This is a genomic window from Microlunatus sp. YIM B11417, assembly GCF_059617205.1.
Genome location: NZ_JCAMPJ010000001.1, coordinates 424,705 through 440,380, shown reverse-complemented (window position 1 = coordinate 440,380; position 15,676 = coordinate 424,705). Strand labels below are relative to the sequence as shown.

Here is a 15,676-nt window from a genome sequence, read left to right as displayed (position 1 = left end):
TTGGTGTCGGCTGTCGGTGCCGCGGCTACTCCCGTGCACCAGGACTATGGAATCAGGACGCGTCGCCCTCGGCCTCGCGAGCCCTCTTCCGCCGCTTCCCTTCGTGCATCGCCTGCACCCGTGCCACCGGAATCTCGTGCCCCTCGGCGATCAGGTCGGCGGGCAGCGTCTGCGCGGCCGGCATCAGGTCGGCCCACGGATCCCCGGTGATCTTGAGCACCGACTTCACGGTGAAGTCCGCCGGAGTGACGCCGTCGAGGTCGTCCCAGGGGACCGGGAAGGAGACGGTGGTGCCGGCCCGGACCCGCGGGCTGTAGGCCGCGACGATGGTGGCGCCGCCGGCTCGGGTGGAGTCGAGGAACACCTTGCCGCCGCGATCTTCCTTGATGTACGCGGTCGTGGCCAGGTCCGGGTCGAGCTTCTCGGCCCGGCCGGCGACGGCCCGGGTGGCCGCGGCGACGTCCTCGATCGAGGCGGAGCCGTCCAGCGGCACCATGATGTGCACGCCCTTCGACCCGCTGGTCTTCAGCGCGGCGGTCAGGCCGAGTTCGTCCAGGGCCTGCCGGACCACGTGGGCGGTCTTGATCACGACGTCGAAGCCGGCGCCCTCGGGCGGATCCAGGTCCATGATCAGGTGGGTCTGCCGGTCCGGCTCGGCCATCGTGATCAAGGTCGGGTGGTACTCGACCGCCCGCTGGTTGCCGAACCAGAGCAGGGTGCGCCAGTCGTTGCAGAGCGCGTACGAGACGTCCCGGTGCGACGACTCCGCCCACACGGTGGTGGTCTCGACCCAGTCCGGCGTGTACTTCGGCACGTTCTTCTGCATGAACGGCTGCTGGCCCGGCCGGACCCGGATCACCGACAGCGGCCGGTCGCGCAGGCCGGGCAGGATCCGGTCCCGGCCGGCGTCGAGGTAGTCGATCAGGTCCCGCTTGGTCGCCTCGGCGCCGGTGAACAGTTCCTGATCGAGATTGGTCAGGCCGACCCCGTCCCGCTCCTCCTGCGCCGCCATGATCGCTCCCTACTTCTTCGCCTGCGGAAGTTTCTTGGTCCCGCGCCGGGCCGCCGGAGCGGACGGCGGCGGTACCACCGGGCCGATGTCGCCGTCCGGCGCGGTGTCAAGATCAACGATCACCGGAGCATGATCACTCGGCCCGGTGCCCTTGCGCGCCTTCCGGTCGATCCAGGCCGCCTTGACCCGCTCCGCCACCGGGTCGGAGGCGAGCACCAGGTCGATCCGCATGCCGAGGTCCTGGTGGAACATACCGGCCCGGTAGTCCCAATAGCTGAACACCCGCTCGACCGGCCAGCGGTCCCGCACCACGTCGTGCAGCCCGATCGACTGCAGGTCGGCCAGCGCGGCCCGCTCCGGTTCGGTGACGTGGGTCTGGCCGACGTAGGCGTCCGGGTCGAACACGTCGGCATCGGTCGGCGCGATGTTCATGTCGCCGCAGACGATCCGCGCCGCCGGCCCGCTCTCCACCTGCCGGCGCAGCGCGGCCAGCCAGTCCAGCTTGTAGCGGTAATGATCGGAGTCCGGCTCGCGCCCGTTCGGTACGTAGACGCCGTGGATCCGTACCCCGTCGCAGGTGGCGGCGATCGCCCGGGCCTCCTGGTGCGGGAAGCCGGGCCCGTCCGGGATGCCGAGCACCACGTCCTCCAGGCCGACCCGGGACAGGATCGCGACCCCGTTCCACTGGGTCTCGCCGTTCACCGCGACCTGGTAGCCGCGGTCGGCCAGCTCGGTGTCGAGCAGCGCCCGGAAGGCGTCGTCGGCGAGCTTGGTCTCCTGCAGACAGACCACGTCCGGCTGTCGCTCGTCGAGCCACGGCAGGAGCCGGGGCAGCCGCTGCTTGACCGAGTTCACATTCCAGGTGACGATCCGCACTCCCCCACCGTAGCCGGTATCGTCTCCGTGCAAACGTCTTGAAGACATCGCTGTCCGGGGAGGACCGCCATGCCCTCCGCTCGCCCGCACCGAGCGCGTTCCATGATCGTCTGCGCCCTGCTCGCCCTGGCCCTGATCGCCGGCTGGTTCGGCGCCCGCGCACCGGACGCCCGGGCCGAGACTCCGGGGTCCGAGGACGAGCTCGCCAGGCTCTACTACGGACTACTGCTCCGCAACACCCCGTTCCTGCAGACGCTCTGGGACGAGCAGGCGGGCGCCTACTCCGGCGTCGAGGGGCTGGTCGGGAACGCGGTGCTGCTCGAGTTCGGCACCTACGATGCGGCGGCCGCCGGTCTCGACGAGGCCACCCTGCGTGACCGTACGGTCTCCTCGATCAGCTACTGGACCGCCCGGAACCGGTTCGTCGACCCCGCCGGCGGCAGCTGGGGCGCCAAGATCTACTGGGACGCGACCGCCGAGGCCTACCTGGTCGATGCCGCCCGGCTGCTCTGGCACGACCTTGATCAACAGACCCGGGACGGCATCGACGTGATCACTCGCGGCGAGGCGAACTACCTGGCCGACGTCGGCGCGAACCCTCCCGACCCGACCCGGGAGGGCGGCAGCACGAACGGGCTGGCCGGCGGCTACGTCTCCGACACCAAGCTCGAGGAGATGGGCGCCCGGACGATGAACCTGTCCGCCGCCGACGCCTACCTGCCGAACGACCCGGCGGCGCCGAAGTGGCGTGAGTGGCTGACCCGGTGGACCCTGAACATGTCCGGGCTGCCCGTCGCCGACCGGGCCAACCCGACCATGGTCGACGGCCGGCCGATCGCCGAGTGGAACACCGCCCAGAACGTCTTCGACAGCTACACCTCGGAGAACCACGGCAGCTGGAACGGCATGTACCAGCAGTCGATCGGCTCCTACCCCGGCCGGAACGTGCCGCACTACCTGATCGCCGGCCGGCCGGTCCCGCAGAGCCAGTTGATCATGCCGAACGCCGACGAGCTGTGGGCGACGCTGCACCGGCTCGGCACCAGGCAGGGCGTGCCGGCCGAGTTCATGATCGGCGACCGCGCCCACCTGTACGGGCGCAGCCTGCTCCCGGTGACGGCCCGGGCCATGATCAACGGCGACCGGCTGGCGGCGCGGGCCGAGCGCATGATCGCCGACGCCCTGGTGCCCTACGCGGCCGCCGAGCCGGCCGGCCGGTTGATCAAGACCACCGGCCTGCAGTACGAGACCGAGGCCCGGGCCGAGGTCGGCTACGCGTACCTGCTGCATTTCTGGCGGGACCGGCTGGCCGGCGACGTCGAGCCGCTCAGCCAGGCCGAGTACGACCGGCGGGCGGCCGGGGTGACGGACTTCGGCACCAGGCCCGGCTATCTGGCGCACCGGACCGAGTCGGCGCTGGCGCTGCCCACGCTGCGGCCGGGCTTCGTGAAGTTCGGCTACCTGCCCGGCCACGACGACTACCTGATCAACCTGATCGGGCCGTCGCCGTCGCTGCTGCCGTCCGTCGCCGCGGTCGATCAGGCCGACGCGCGGACGTACACCAAGATCAGGGACGGGATCGACGCGACCGCCACCGTCGTCCGCCGCGGTGATCGCTACGCCGGGTTCACCACACTGCCGGACGGCTCGATCGCCTACGCCAGCACGGGAACCGGCGACGACGAGGGCTACCTGCGCCTGTTCAACCAGCGGATGCCCGGCATGCCCGGACTGGACGGTGACCGCACCTTCACCGGCCGGGACGGCACGGTGACCCTGCCGCCGTCGACCGTCGGCCGCGGCGGCACCGAGACGCTCGACTTCCCGGCCACCGAGGCCCGCTTCCTGCGGATGGTCGGCGTCGCTGCGCAGTCCCAGTGGGGCTATTCGATCTACGAGTTCGGCGCGTACGGACCCGGCGGCCCGGACAACCTGGCACTCGGCAGGACTGCCGCGGCTTCGACCAGCTACAACGCCGACCGGACCCCGGACAAGGCGGTCGACGGCGACCCGAAGACCCGCTGGGGCAACAGCGAACAGGAACGGCCGACCATGAAGGGCTGGTGGTCCGTCGATCTCGGCGCGCCGACGACGGTCGACCGGGTCATGATCAACTGGCAGGAGGACGCTTGGCCGTTCAACTACCGGATCGAGGCCTCCACCGACGGCAGCAACTGGACCACGGTGGCCGAGGTGCCGGAGTTCACCGAGGTCGCCGGCGACTGGGTCAACCTGGACGGCCGGGCCGGGTTCGTGGTGAGCGGCTCCGAGAGCCCGATCGCGGTGGCCGGCAACGATCTTGCCCTGTCCCACGGCCCGGCGGCGAAGGCGGCGCAGTTGATCATCCGCGGCTACGGCCCGCAGAGCCCGGCCGAGACGGCGAAGCGGGCGGCCGAGCCGCAGCCGTCCGGCGGCCCGGCCACGCTCCGCGCCGCGCTGAACGGCGACCGGCTGTCCCTGTTCAACCTGTCCGGCGAGCCGGTCGAGGCGACGCTCCGGGTGCCGCAGTCCGGTCGCACCCGGCTGGCGTACCGGGGCAGCCAGACGATCACCGGCGCCGGCATCGACTACGGCGTCGCGCTCGACCCGGCCTCAGCCGCGGTGGAGCCGGCCCGGTTCCTGGTTCGCTCCGACCGGGCCGAGGGACTGGTGATCACGGTCGCCGACTCGCGCCGGGCCGAGCTCCGCAACCCGGGCTCCCGCACCGCCCGGGTCGAGCTCACCTCGACCGCGACCGGAGAGTCCCGCATCGTCGACGTACCGGCCGGGAAGACGCGGGTGATCGACTTCGCCGACGGACTGCGGACCCCGACCGCCGACCTCGCGCGGGGCAGAACCACCTATCCGGGATCGCCGTTGCCGCAAGGGATGTCCGATCCTGACCGGGCCGTCGACGGCGACCCGCGGACGGCCTGGACTCCGGGCGCCGCCGGACGGCGGATCGTGATCAACCTCGGCGGTGATCATGAGCTCGGCGCGATCACACCCCGCTGGACGAAGGGCAAGGTGCCCGCGTTCGAGCAGGCGGTCTCCGACGACGGCGTCACCTGGCGCCCTTTCGCGCCGCACGAGTCCGCGCGCTATGTGTCGCTGCTGATCAAGGACTGGTCACCCGGCACGGCCGGACTGGTCGAGCTCGAGGTGGTCTGACCGGCCAGCCGGGCGACCGTCTCGGCGAGCGCGTGGTTGCCGTCGCCCTCGCGGCCGTCCCGCAGCAGCGGCTGGTACAGCTGGGAGATCAGGCTGGTGGCGAGCATCGGCACCCGCAGCTCGCCGGCGGCCTCGAGCACCAGCCGCAGGTCCTTCTGCTGCAGGTCGACCCGGAAGCCCGGCCGCCAGTCGTCGTCGATCACCTGCGGCGCCCGCTTCGACAGCATCCAGGAACCGCCTGCCCCGCCTTCGACCGCGGCGATCACCTTGGCCAGGTCGAGGCCGCTCTCGCGGGCGAACATCAGGGCCTCGGCCACCCCGAGCATGTTGGACACGACCAGGATCTGGTTGACCAGCTTGGTCACCTGGCCGTGCCCGATCGGCCCGACGTGGGTGATCGTGCTGCCCACCTGCCGCAGGTACGGCAGCGCCCGCTCGACGTCGGCGTCCGCACCGCCGACCATGATCGACAACGTGCCCTGCTCGGCGCCCTCGCTGCCGCCGGTGAGCGGGGCGTCGATGAAGGCGACGCCACCCTCGGCCAGCCGCTCCGCCCAGTGCCGGGTCGCGGTCGGGCTGACCGTGCTGGTGTCGATCACCAGCCCACCCGGCGCCAGCCCGTCCGCCACGCCGTCGGGACCGAAGAGGACCTCCTCGACATCGGCGGTGTCGCTGACGCAGATGATCACGACGTCACTGTTCTCGGCGACCGCCCGCGGGGTCTGCTCCGCCACCGCACCCAGCTCGACCAGCGGCGCCGTCCGTTCGGCGGTCCGGTTGTAGACGGTCAGCGCGGTCCCGGCCCGGACCAGGTTCGCGGCCATCCCGCGGCCCATGATGCCGAGCCCGACGAAACCGACTCTGTCAGCCATGACTGCCTGCCTTTCGTTGCCCGTTCGACGATTCCGGGTCGATCACGATCACCTCGAAGAGCTCCAGGTCGGCCAGCTCGACCACCAGCGCGTCCGGTTCCGGGGCCGTCGCCAGCGTCCGGCCGGTGGTCAGCGAGGTCGCGGCGGCCCCGGCACCGAGTGGCAGCCGGAGCCTTCCGCCGGTCACCGGCAGCGGTGCGCCGAAGCCTCGGCGGCGGGCGCCGCCGAGGTTGATCAGGTGCACCACCGTGCGGCTGCCGTTGCCGCCGATGATCACCTCGACCTGTTCGGGCAGCTCGCTGTCGGCGACCGGCTGCGGCCCCGCCACCCCACGCACGATCTCGATCATCAGGTCCCGCAGATTCCCGGTGCCGAACTCCCGATAGGTCCGCCCGATCGTCCAGGCGATCCGGACCCCGTCACCGGCCGCATTCGCCACCACAGCCGCGAGCGGGCTCGCCCGGTGGCCGTACGCCTTCTCCGGCGGGGCGAACGAGGCCTGCGGCAGCACGTGCCAGGTTGCCACCGTCTCGGCGGCCGGCTCCAGGTCCAGCAGGTCGCCGAAGATCGGCACCAGCCGCTCGCCGTCGCCGGCATAGCTGGACCGGGTCTCGGTGAACCCGACGTGCCGGCCCCGCACTCGGAACGCCGGCGCACGCCGAAGTTGATCTTGATCCGCGGTCACGGTGCTGGAGCCGCTGGCGACGATCGCGCCGGCGAAGGCGTCCAGTACCGTGAGCGCCTCGGCTGGCAACGGCCCCAGGTCCGGCAGCACGAGGGCCCGGAAACGATCGAGCGAACCGAGCGAAGCCGCCTCGGCCAGCCGCTCGACCGGGAGCACGTCGAACGGGACGTGACCCTCCTGCAGCGCCGCGTACCAACCGCGGAACTCGTCCCGGGCCGACTCCGGCTGGGTCAGCGGATCCGGCCGGACCAGCGCGACCGTCGCCGCCGGCCGGAGTCCCTCGTAGATCGCCCGGTGGTCCCGGTGGAACCGGGTGAGCCGCCCCGCCGCGGCCAGGCCCGGGTAGTCGATCACGCCCACCGGCCCCATCAGGTACGTCGACGGGTTGGCGCCCCGCGCGATCGCCTGGGCGAAGAACTGGCCGACGTGGTGCGGATCCTCCGCGGCCATCCGGTACGGCATGTCGACGAACACCGTCGAGTTGACCAGCACCGGCTTGCCCGGCCGGACCGTCTTGGCCGCACTGACCGCCTCCGCCGTGGCCGACGGCCACAGCTCACGGCCGATCTTGTTGTTCGCCTCGTGGAAGACGATGTCGGACCGGGAGCCGAGGATCAGCGGCGCGTCCGGCCGCCGGGCCGCGAGGTGATCACGGATCCGCCCGGTCAGGTCGTCCAGCACCCGGCGACAGAAGGCCCGCCAGCGAGCGAAGTCCGGCGACTCCGGCCCGTCCGGCAACTCCGCGCCGGACTCCTCCGCGGCGAACCGGCGGCGGCAGGCGTCGCAGTGGCAGACGCCGTGCCGGACGCCGTGATAGTCCACCTCGCTGAAGCCGAACCAGTTGAAGAAGAATCCGTCCACCGGGTAGCGATCCAGGATCTCGTCCAGGATGTCGAACGTCCGGTGCTGGTAGTAGTCGCCGCACGGGCAGACGCTGACCAGGCCCTCGACCTGCTGCAGCTCACCGGACCGGGACCGGAAGCACCAGTCCGGATGATCATCGGCGATCGGCCCGGCGATCTTGGAGAAGTCCATCCGGGACATCAGCCGCATCCCGCGATCATGCGCCGCGGCGACCGCGTCACCGATCAGGTCGCCACTGGAACGCTCGCCCAGAAAGGGGTTCCGGGTGTGGAACGGCAGTTCGGTCGGATAGTTGGCCAAGATGCCGCCGGTGTTGATCAACCAGGTGTCGGCGCCGTGATCGGCGATCGCGGCGAGGTTGGCCGCCACGTCGAGGCCGGCGTCGATCTCGCGCAGGTTGGTCTGCAGCATCTCGAAGGGGCGTTCCCACCATCGGGCCCGTTGCCCGGAGCCACCGGTCATCGTGATCTCCCGATTCCTGCGTACGGCCTCGTACCGCTGCGTCGTCTGACCCGACAGTAACAGCACTCTTGTCAGACCAGAATGCTTGACATGCAAAATCGAGAAGGGGACACTTCCGGGTATCGGAATGAGCGCAGTGCATGACGGAAATCCTCGCCCGAGCGCCTCCGAGAACGGGAGCAACGAATGACCTCACCGGATCCCCTCATCGCCCTCCAGATCGGCGCCGCCTCGTTCGCAGACGAGGGGGTGAAACCGGTCCTCGACATCCTCCAGGAGCGCGGCGCCGTGAACGCGCTGTTCCTGGCGACGCCGACCTGGACCCGCGGCACCGGCGGCCGCCAGGTGCCCGGCCACCCTCTTCCTGATCATGGTCCGCAGGAGTACGACCACGACTGGGTCGGCGGCAGCTACGCCACGGTGCACCCGGAGTTCTACCGGAACACGATTCTGGGCACCTCCGGCCGGGCCCCCGACTACGACGGCGACCTGTTCGACGACGTACTGCCGGAGGCACGGTCGCGCGGCATGGCGAGCTACGCGTGGATGGAGGAGAGCTCGTACGCCCAGGCGTTGCGGGACTACCCGAACTTCCCGCAGTGCCTCGAGGTCGACGTCTGGGGCCGGCCCGCCGGGCGGCCGTGCTTCAACAACCCGGACTACCGGAACTGGCACCTGAGCATCGTCGAGGACTACGTCAAGAGCTACCCGATCGACGGGCTGGCCTGGTGCTCCGAACGGCCCGGTCCCCTGAACCTGCTGCTGCAGCGGACCACGCCGACCGAGCTGGTCACCTGCTTCTGCCGGCACTGTCGTGATCTCGGCCGGGAGCGCGGCATCGACGTGGAGCGGGCCCGGGCCGGCTACCGGGCACTGCTGGAGTGGAATCACAAGATCGACTCCGACGAGCGGCCGGCCGACGGCGCCTTCGTCACGTTCTGGCGCACCCTGCTGACGTACCCGGAAATCCTGGCCTGGCAGTCGTTGTGGACCCAGAGCCAGCGCCAGCTCTACCGCGACATCTACGGCGTCGCCAAGGCCTGCCGGTCCTCGGTGCAGGTCGGCTGGCACGTCTACCACGAGATCTCGTTCAGCCCGTTCTACCGGGCCGACCAGGACTACGCCGAGCTCAGCGAGCTGTCCGACTTCCTCAAGGTGGTGGAATACAACAACTGCGCCGGCCCGCGGTTCCACAGCTGGATCGCCAACCTCTGCACCAGCCTGTTCGCCGACGCCGAGCCGGAGCAGGTGTACCCGCTGATGCTGCGCCTGCTCAACCTGGACGAGGGCGAGTACGCGGCGCTGCCGAGCACCGGGTTCAGCGCGGAGTACGTCCGCCGCGAGACCGCCCGGGCCGTCGCCGGGGTCCGGCACGGTTGCAAGATCTGGCCCGGGATCGACATCGACATCCCGGTCGGCCAGGTCCCCGCGGCGGCCGAGGACCGGCGCCGCCGCTCCGAGGGACCGTCCGGCATCAACGCCGACGACAGCAGCGGCCAGGAGCTCACCCGGTGCACCCGGGAGAGCGTCCGGGACGCCGTGCTGGCGGCCTTCGCCGGCGGGGCCGACGGAGTCGTGCTGAGCCGCAAGTACTCCGAGATGCGGCTGGACAACCTCTCCGGCGCCGGCGATGCCGTGCGCCAACTGACCTGAACCAGTAAGGACCTCCCATGGACGCAATGACGCGGATCAGTCGCCGGACCCTTCTCGGCGCGGGCGGTGTGGCAGCCGCCGCGCTGGCCGGCTGCAGCAGTCCCGGCGGCAGTGGCGGCGGGTCGAAGTCGATGACCTTCCTCAACGACTCCGACATCAAGGACGACCCGTTCGGCAAGGCGGTCGAAGCCTTCCAACAGAGCAGCGGCATCTCGGTCGAGGTGCAGCCGGTGCCGTCGGACTACGACACCAAGTTCCGCACCGTACTGTCCGGCGGCAAGCCACCGGACCTGATCAAGATCAACGACGACTACGTGCGCGGGATGTCGGCCACCGGCGCACTGCTCGACCTGAAGCCATTGATCGAGCGGGACAAGCTGGACGTCTCGCACTTCCCGGAAGACCTGTACAACTTCCCGGTCCAGGCCGACGGCCGGCACACCGCCTGGGTGATCGCCCACTCGCCGCGGTTGTTCTACTACAACGTCGACCTGTTCAAGGAAGCGGGCGTACCGCTGCCGCCGACCAGCTGGTCCGCCGACGGCTGGACCTGGGACGACTTCCTGACCACGGCGAAGGCGCTCACGGTTCCCGGTGAGCGGTTCGGGGCGCTGGTCTACCTGGACACCGGCTACGAGCAGACCTGGGCGATCAACAACGGCAGCCCGACCGGCATCTTCTCGGCCGACGGCAAGAGCTTCACACTGCCCGAACCGGCGGCGGCCGAGGCACTGCAGTGGGCGACCGACCTGACCTGCACCCAGAAGGTGCAGCCGGCCTGGGGTGACCTGCAGAGTACGAACGCCGACCTGCAGCTGTTCACCCAGGGCAAGCTGGCGATGTTCTTCAGCCAGTTCAGCACGCTGCCGTACCTGCTGCAGAACGTGAAGGACTTCGAGTTCGACGTCGCGCCGCCGCCGGCCGGGCCGAAGGACCAGCGCACCGAGTCCAGCGTGGTCACGTACGCGATCCCGGCCAAGGCCGAGAATCCCGACGCGGCCTGGGAACTGCTCAAGTTCCTCACCAGCGAGGAGGGCGGCACGTTCTTCGTCGAGGGCAACATGTGGCTCTCGATGGACGACCGGCCGCTGGCCAAGCTCGCCGAGCCGCCGGCCCACGTGGGTCTCTTCGTCGAGGCCGTTGATCATTCGACGCTGCCCAACCAGACCCAGAACACGCTGGGCGCGCGGCAGATCTACCGGCCGCTGCTGGACGAGGTCTACAACTGCAACGCCAAGGCGGCCGACGTGCTCGCCGGCGCCAAGGCCCGGGTCGACGAATCCCTGGCCCAGCAGGGTTAGTGCCACCATGGCCACCCTGAACGGCGCACGGGTGCACCCGCCCGGAACCCCGGCATCCGCGCCCGTCCGGCGAGGGCGCCGCGGGAGCCGCTGGCTGCGCTACGAGGGACTGCTCTACATCGCCCCGGTGATCCTGGGCATCGTCGCGTTCCAGCTGATCCCGATCATGGTCTCGATGTATCTGTCGCTGGCCGACTGGAACGCGCTCAGCGCGCCGCGCTTCATCGGGTTGCGGAACTTCCAGGAGATGTTCACCAACGACCCGCTGTACCTGGAGACGCTGCGCAACACGCTGCTGTTCACGTTCGGCGCGATCCCGGCGACCACGGTGCTGGCGTTCCTGCTGGCCCTGCTGTGCAACCGCCGGGTGCCCGGTATCCCATGGTTCCGGGCGGCCTACTTCGCCCCGTTCATCACCAACGTGGTGGCCATCGGCTACATCTGGTACTGGATCTTCAAGCCGGACGGCGGTGCCCTGAACGGGCTGCTCGGCGTGGTCGGCATCCAGGGACCGGCCTGGCTCGCCGACTCCCGGCTGGCGCTGCTCTCGGTGATCATCGTCTCGGTCTGGCAGGGCACCGGCTACCCGATGGTGATCTTCCTGGCCGGGCTGCAGGGCATCCCGGCCGATCTGTACGAGTCGGCCAGCATCGACGGGGCGAGCAAGCGGCAGCAGCTGTTCAAGATCACCATTCCACTGATGACGCCGAGCGTCTTCTTCGTGCTGATCACCCAGTTCATCACGTCGTTCCAGGTCTTCGGCGTCATCTACATCATGACGTCCGGCGGACCGGGCCACAGCACCAGCGTCTACATCTACTACCTCTACCAGGTGGCGTTCTCGTTCGGCCGGTTCGGCTACGCGGCGGCGATGGCGTGGGTGCTGTTCGTGATTCTCGGCGTGATCACGTACCTGCAATGGAAGCTGCAGAAGAGGTGGGTGTTCTACGGATGAGAAACGTCAGCCGGCACACCCTGAACGTCCTGCTCTACGTCTTCATGATCGTCTGTGCGCTGGCCTTCGCGCTGCCGCTGCTCTGGATGATCGGCGCCTCGCTGAAGGAGGAGGGCCAGGTCCTCAGCACGCCGCCGACCCTGTTCCCGACCGATCCGCAGTGGGACAACTACGCGGCGGTGCTGGAGGTGATCCCCCAGTTCTTCTGGAACAGCGTGCAGCTGGCGGTGATCAACGTGGTCGGCGTGCTGGCCGTCTCCGCCCTGGCCGGCTTCGCGTTCGGCCGGCTCCGGTTCCCCGGCCGGGACCTGTTGTTCATCGGGCTGCTGGCCACGGCGATGATCCCCGGGATCGCGTACCTGATCCCGCAGTACATCATCTTCCAGGAGATCGGCTGGGTGGACACCCAGCTGCCGCTGTGGGCACCGCGGGTCTTCACCCCGGTGTTCGCCACCTTCCTGATGCGGCAGTACTTCCTCAGCCTGCCGCAGGAGCTGGAGGACGCGGCCCGGGTCGACGGCGCCGGCTCCTGGACCGTGTTCTGGCGGATCCTGCTGCCCGAGACCAAACCGGCGCTGGGCGCGATCGCGATCTTCACCTTCCTGGACTCCTGGAACGACCTGTTCGGCCCGTTGATCTACATCAACTCGCGCGAGCTGCAGACGTTGCCGGTGGCGCTGGCCCAGTTCCAGAACGAGTACTTCAGCCAGATCACCCTGCTGATGGCGGGCGCCACGATCGCCGTCCTGCCGGTGATCATCGTCTACCTGATCGCGCAGCGTCAGTTCATCCAGGGCATCACGCTGACCGGCATCAACCGGTGACCCGCGGCGTGCGGCTGTGGTCAGGCCGGGCCGGCCAGCGAGGCCTCCCGCTCGGCGATGTCGGAGAGCAGCGTCTCCCGGCAGCCGTGCAGGTCGTTGCGCAGCGCCTGTTCTGCGGCGTCGGGGTCGCCGGCCCGGATCGCGTCCAGGATCGCGGCGTGGGTCGCGGTGAGCTCGACCAGGTCCAGGCCGACATGGCTGCGCACCTGCGCGATGCACAGCTGCGACTCGCCCATCACCGTCTCGTGCATCCGTTGCAGCCGGGCGCTGCCGGACGCCGCGACCAGGGCGCGGTGCAGCGAGATGTCGGCGTTGGTGTGCTCGGCGTGCTGGTCCAGTTGGGCCGCCATCCCCATCAGGGCGAGCGCCCGCTCCGCGTCCGGCGGCACCGTGCCCTGCTCCGCGAGGGTACGGACGGCGCGGGCCTCGATCGGCTCCCGGGCGAAGTAGATGTCGCTGATGTCCACCGCCGACATCTGCGGGACGACCGCGGTCTGCCGCCGGCCGCGCCGCAGCAGGCCCTCATTGGTGAGCCGGTCCAGGCCCGCCTTCGCGGTCGGCCGGGCCACCTCGTAGTAGTTGGCCACCCAGATCTCCGACAGCTTCTGCCCCGGCTCGATCTGCCCGGAGATGATCTGGCGCCGCAGCGCTTCGCACAGCGAATCCGTCAGCGAGGTGTTCTCCAACGAAACGGCCACAACCACCCTCCTTGTCAGTCAAGAACACATGTCATGCTACTCCCTGCCCGTCTTGATCTTGATCGGAAGGACGCCCGATGACGACCGTACCGACGAACGAGCCCTGGTATCGACGGACCCACCGCTGGGGCCAGACCAACCTGACCGAGATCGATCCGGAGCGCTACGACGACGCCTGGTGGCGCCGGCACTGGCGGGAGACGGCGGTCCAGGGAGTGATCGTCAACGCCGGCGGCATCGTCGCCTACTACCCGTCCCGTTTTCCCTTGCACCACCGCGCCAGGACGCTCGGCGACCGGGACCTGTACGGCGAGATCGTCACGGCGGCACGGGACGAGGGCCTGACCGTGGTGGCCCGGATGGACTCCAACCGGGTGGCCGAGGACTTCTTCGCCGCGCATCCGGACTGGGTCTGCCGGAACGGCGCCGGCGAGCCGATCCGGGCCGCCGACAAGTACGTGACCTGCATCAATTCGCCGTACTACAAGGAATACCTCCCCGAGGTGCTGACCGAGATCATCGAGCGGAGCCGGCCGGACGGCTTCGCCGACAACAGCTGGGCCGGCCTGCCGCGGGCCTCGATCTGCTACTGCGAGCACTGCGTCGCCGGCTTCCGGCGCGAGTCCGGCGAGGAGCTGCCGCGTGATCATGACTGGTCGGCACCGGCGTACCGGGCCTGGATCGATTGGAACTACCAGGTCCGGACCGAACTGTGGGAGCTGAACAACCGGGTCGCGGTGGCCGCCGGCGGCCCGGACTGCCGCTGGTTCGGGATGCTCAGCGGCGATGTGCTCAACAACAACCAGCGGTTCATCGACCTGCGGCAGATCCTGGCCCGGTCGGAGTTGATCATGCTCGATCACCAGCACCGCAACGCCGTCGACGGGTTCGAGCAGAACACCGAGGCCGGGAAGCGGCTGCACGAACTGCTCGGCTGGGACAAGCTGATCCCGGAGAGCACCCCGCAGTATCAGCTGGGCCGGCCGGCCTTCCGGGTGGCCGCGATGCCGCAGGCCGAGGTGCGCTGCTGGGCCACGGCCGGGTTCGCCGGCGGCATCCAGCCGTGGTGGCACCACATCGGCGCCTGCCACGACGACCGCCGGCAGTACCGGACCGCGGCACCCTTGTTCGGCTGGCACCGCGACAACGTCGACGCCCTGGTCGACCGGACGCCGGTCGCCGACCTCGGGGTGGTCTGGTCGCAGCGCAATCATGATCTTGCCGGCCGGCACCGGGCGGCAGAGGCCACCGTGGATCCGTACCGCGGCGTGACCCGGGCCCTGAACGCCGCCGGCCTCACCTCGCTGCCGATCCCCGCCGACGCCCTGGACCGGGCGGCCGGCCGGTTCGCCGCGCTCGTGCTGCCCAACCTGGTCGTCCTGTCCGATGATCAACTCGCGGCGCTGCGCCGGTACGTGGAGCAGGGCGGCTCGGTGATCGCGACCGGCGACACCGGGCTGATGGACGGAGAGGGCGGGCTGCGGGCCGAGTCGGGCCTGGCGGAGCTGTTTGGAATCCGTACCACTGCAGCGATCCAGGGCGACGTCGGACCCGGCGATCCGAGCATCGAGACACATCCGCGGCACACCTATCTGCGGCTGGCGCCGGAGCTGCGCGGATCGGTCGACGGCCCGGCCGACCCGGCCGCACCGGAGCCGGCCGGGGTCCGGCACCCGGTCCTGGCCGGGCTGGACGAGACCGACCTGATCCCGTTCGGCGGCCGGCTCCGGGAGTGCGTAGTCGATCAAGGTACGCAGGTGCTGGCCACGTTCGTCCCGGACTTCCCGATCTTCCCGCCGGAGACCGCCTGGATGCGCACGCCCAGCACCGAGATCCCCGGGATCGTCGTCCGGGAGACGCCGTACGGTGGCCGCCTGGTCTGGCTGCTGGCCGATCTCGATCGCTGCTACGCCCGGGACCAGCAGCCCGATCACGCCTTGATCATCGGCAACGCGGCCCGCTGGGCGGTGCCCGAGCCGACCTTGATCATCGACGGCGGCGGCCGGGTCAACGCCAACCTCTATCGCCAGGAGGGCCGGCTGGTCCTGCACCTGACCAACCGGACCGTGACCGCCACCGTCCCGGGCCGGCAGGAGCACCTGATCCCCGCCGGCCCGGTCACCGTGACCCTCCGAATCTCGGGCGCGAGGCCGGCCGCCGCCGAGCTCCGGGTCCGCGGCGGCGAGGTGCCGATCGCCGCCGAGCGCGACCGGCTCACGTTCACGGTTGACGAGATCCTCGACCACGAGGTAGCCGTCCTCCCCCTCTGACCCCTCCAGACTCCGCCGACAAGGGGCGCGGAACTGGTCGACGCCGCGGAGGCA

11 protein-coding genes are annotated in these 15,676 nt (G+C 70.1%); 6 read left to right on the top strand and 5 right to left on the bottom strand.

Annotated features, from left to right (window positions below; all coding sequences use genetic code 11):
• Positions 1–52: 52 nt before the first annotated feature.
• Both ligD and AC6CCG_RS02130 read right to left on the bottom strand, forming a co-directional pair.
• Positions 53–1,012, bottom strand: coding sequence for a non-homologous end-joining DNA ligase (gene ligD, locus AC6CCG_RS02135; RefSeq protein WP_496652796.1), 960 nt, complete (start codon positions 1,010–1,012; stop codon positions 53–55).
• A 9-nt stretch (positions 1,013–1,021) separates the two neighbouring features.
• Positions 1,022–1,888 (bottom strand): exodeoxyribonuclease III, encoded by an 867-nt coding sequence (locus AC6CCG_RS02130; protein ID WP_496652795.1) that lies wholly within the window; start codon positions 1,886–1,888, stop codon positions 1,022–1,024.
• Between the two features lie 69 nt (positions 1,889–1,957).
• On the opposite strand from AC6CCG_RS02130, the gene AC6CCG_RS02125 reads away from it, so the two are divergent.
• Positions 1,958–5,038 (top strand): discoidin domain-containing protein, encoded by a 3,081-nt coding sequence (locus AC6CCG_RS02125; protein WP_496652794.1) that lies wholly within the window; start codon positions 1,958–1,960, stop codon positions 5,036–5,038.
• Here the strand turns inward: AC6CCG_RS02125 and AC6CCG_RS02120 are convergent.
• Together AC6CCG_RS02120 and AC6CCG_RS02115 are read right to left on the bottom strand one after the other, a co-directional pair.
• The gene (locus AC6CCG_RS02120; RefSeq protein ID WP_496652793.1) at positions 4,969–5,910 is read right to left on the bottom strand and encodes an NAD(P)-dependent oxidoreductase; all 942 of its coding nucleotides are present in this window, start codon (positions 5,908–5,910) and stop codon (positions 4,969–4,971) included. The two genes, AC6CCG_RS02125 and AC6CCG_RS02120, sit on opposite strands and share 70 nt — an antisense overlap.
• Complete coding sequence (locus tag AC6CCG_RS02115; RefSeq protein WP_496652792.1) at positions 5,903–7,921, bottom strand: alpha-amylase family protein; 2,019 nt, start codon at positions 7,919–7,921, stop codon at positions 5,903–5,905. Before AC6CCG_RS02115 ends, AC6CCG_RS02120 begins: the two co-directional genes overlap by 8 nt.
• Before the next feature lie 186 nt (positions 7,922–8,107).
• Here AC6CCG_RS02115 and AC6CCG_RS02110 point away from each other — a divergent pair, with 186 nt between their 5' ends.
• From AC6CCG_RS02110 to AC6CCG_RS02095, 4 genes are read left to right on the top strand one after another with little or no spacing between them, the layout of a single operon-like run.
• The gene (locus AC6CCG_RS02110; protein WP_496652791.1) at positions 8,108–9,574 is read left to right on the top strand and encodes a hypothetical protein; all 1,467 of its coding nucleotides are present in this window, start codon (positions 8,108–8,110) and stop codon (positions 9,572–9,574) included.
• Positions 9,575–9,591: 17 nt separating this feature from the next.
• Positions 9,592–10,875 carry an extracellular solute-binding protein gene (locus tag AC6CCG_RS02105; RefSeq protein WP_496652790.1) on the top strand — a complete coding sequence of 428 codons (1,284 nt, stop codon included), beginning with the start codon at positions 9,592–9,594 and terminating at the stop codon, positions 10,873–10,875.
• 7 nt (positions 10,876–10,882) lie between these two features.
• Complete coding sequence (locus AC6CCG_RS02100; protein ID WP_496652789.1) at positions 10,883–11,830, top strand: carbohydrate ABC transporter permease; 948 nt, start codon at positions 10,883–10,885, stop codon at positions 11,828–11,830.
• Positions 11,827–12,654, top strand: a complete 828-nt coding sequence (locus AC6CCG_RS02095) for a carbohydrate ABC transporter permease (protein ID WP_496652788.1) — start codon at positions 11,827–11,829, stop codon at positions 12,652–12,654. Before AC6CCG_RS02100 ends, AC6CCG_RS02095 begins: the two co-directional genes overlap by 4 nt.
• 20 nt (positions 12,655–12,674) lie before the next feature.
• Here the strand turns inward: AC6CCG_RS02095 and AC6CCG_RS02090 are convergent, their stop codons facing one another.
• The gene (locus tag AC6CCG_RS02090) at positions 12,675–13,352 is read right to left on the bottom strand and encodes a GntR family transcriptional regulator (protein ID WP_496652787.1); all 678 of its coding nucleotides are present in this window, start codon (positions 13,350–13,352) and stop codon (positions 12,675–12,677) included.
• A gap of 77 nt (positions 13,353–13,429) precedes the next feature.
• Between AC6CCG_RS02090 and AC6CCG_RS02085 the strand changes: the two genes are divergently transcribed.
• Positions 13,430–15,622 carry an alpha-amylase family protein gene (locus AC6CCG_RS02085; RefSeq protein ID WP_496652786.1) on the top strand — a complete coding sequence of 731 codons (2,193 nt, stop codon included), beginning with the start codon at positions 13,430–13,432 and terminating at the stop codon, positions 15,620–15,622.
• Positions 15,623–15,676: the final 54 nt, after the last annotated feature.

Excerpts from the sequence above, each read along its gene's own strand:
- AC6CCG_RS02115 (WP_496652792.1), bottom strand. The coding sequence starts at position 7,921 with ATGACCGGTGGCTCCGGGCAACGGGCCCGATGGTGGGAACGCCCCTTC.
- ligD (WP_496652796.1), bottom strand. The coding sequence starts at position 1,012 with ATGGCGGCGCAGGAGGAGCGGGACGGGGTCGGCCTGACCAATCTCGAT.
- AC6CCG_RS02110 (WP_496652791.1), top strand. The coding sequence starts at position 8,108 with ATGACCTCACCGGATCCCCTCATCGCCCTCCAGATCGGCGCCGCCTCG.
- AC6CCG_RS02095 (WP_496652788.1), top strand. The coding sequence starts at position 11,827 with ATGAGAAACGTCAGCCGGCACACCCTGAACGTCCTGCTCTACGTCTTC.
- AC6CCG_RS02125 (WP_496652794.1), top strand. The coding sequence starts at position 1,958 with ATGCCCTCCGCTCGCCCGCACCGAGCGCGTTCCATGATCGTCTGCGCC.
- AC6CCG_RS02100 (WP_496652789.1), top strand. The coding sequence starts at position 10,883 with ATGGCCACCCTGAACGGCGCACGGGTGCACCCGCCCGGAACCCCGGCA.
- AC6CCG_RS02085 (WP_496652786.1), top strand. The coding sequence starts at position 13,430 with ATGACGACCGTACCGACGAACGAGCCCTGGTATCGACGGACCCACCGC.
- AC6CCG_RS02105 (WP_496652790.1), top strand. The coding sequence starts at position 9,592 with ATGGACGCAATGACGCGGATCAGTCGCCGGACCCTTCTCGGCGCGGGC.
- AC6CCG_RS02120 (WP_496652793.1), bottom strand. The coding sequence starts at position 5,910 with ATGGCTGACAGAGTCGGTTTCGTCGGGCTCGGCATCATGGGCCGCGGG.